The 1,389-nt window shown below is 43.1% G+C and carries 2 protein-coding genes; both read left to right on the top strand.

Translation table 11 applies throughout. The features are described from left to right. On the top strand, positions 1-656 hold a 656-nt coding region (locus tag CVN76_RS04870), incomplete at its 5' end, for a glycosyltransferase (RefSeq protein ID WP_157805527.1). A gap of 76 nt (positions 657-732) precedes the next feature. Continuing rightward, the coding region (locus CVN76_RS04865; protein WP_198512483.1) for a glycosyltransferase family 4 protein at positions 733-1,389 on the top strand (657 nt) is incomplete at its 3' end.

The raw sequence follows: 1,389 nt of genomic DNA, 5'->3' as shown, positions 1-1,389 counted from the left end.
TGATCGATCAAGGAATCGATCCGTCCAAGGTCACGAAGATCCTGAATGGGATTGACTTCAAAAAAGAAATGCCGATTCCCTTTCAGAGAGGTGATTTTGGGCTTGGGGAAAATGACTTCATCATCATCATGCCTGCAAGACTGGAACCGGTGAAAGGCCATGAATATGCGTTGAAGGCATTGAAAACCGTGGTTTCCAAGTCACCGCATGTTAAACTAATGCTTGTAGGGGACGGGAGTAGGAGGAAGACCTTGGAAACGATCGTCCTCGAAACCGGTTTATCCGGTAACGTCATCTTTTTGGGGCATCGGGCAGATATTGAAAGAATTTATCCGTTGGGGGACGTCACATTGCTGACATCCTTAAGCGAGAGCTTCCCGCTTGTTCTGCTTGAAGGGGCAAGGTCGAGCCTGCCTGCCATCACGAGCGATGTTGGCGGTGTGAAGGAATTGATTCCCGATGGGAGCAAGGGCTGGGTTACGGAAATAGGAAATGCCGGCAAACTTGCAGGAGCCATCTTTCATGCTTTGGAATTGAAGGAATCCGGGGAACTGACAAAGATAGGGTCGGATTTACAAAAATTTGCAAAAAACAACTTTTCTATAGAGATTTTAGCTGAAAACGTATATAATGTTTATTTGAGGATGAAAAATTAAAATAACCATTTATATATAGGTTTTCTTATAGATCGTTACGGGTATTAGATTTTTAGTTGAATTGAGGTGGTTCTTAATGTTAATTGGGGCCTTGTTGGTATCCTTTTTATTATCCATTTTTTTGACTCCTTTTGTCGGAAAACTGGCCTTTAAATTAGGAGCTACCGATAAACCGAATGAGCGAAAAGTGCATAGTAAAATTATGCCGCGAATGGGCGGTTTAGCCATATTTTTGAGTTTTTTCATTACTTTTTTACTCTTTACGAAAGATTTCTCGGGACAATTGCCACTCCTGGTCGGCGCTCTCATAATCATATTGATCGGCATGGCTGACGATATCTATGAATTAAAAGCCGCACCCAAATTCCTGGGCCAGGTTTTGGCTGCCCTCATCATCGTATTATGGGGCGGTCTTAAGGTGGAATTCATCAATTTGCCGTTCTTTACCGATACACTTGAATTTGATGTTTTTAGTATACCGATCACCATTTTGTGGATTGTCAGCATCATCAATGCCATCAACCTGATAGATGGCCTCGATGGACTTGCAGGTGGTGTTTCAACCATTGCATTAGTGACGATCGCAACGATGGCGCTTATCAAAGGCGATTTATTCGTTGCCACGGTAGCCTTGATCGTAATTGGAAGCACTCTTGGCTTCCTGAAATATAATTTTCACCCGGCAAAGATCTTCATGGGGGATACAGGAGCCCTGTTCCTCGGTTATATCATT

This window comes from Bacillus sp. mrc49, assembly GCF_002803435.1.
The sequence above is the reverse complement of the archived record's forward strand: the minus strand, read 5'-3'. Positions and strand labels throughout refer to the sequence as shown.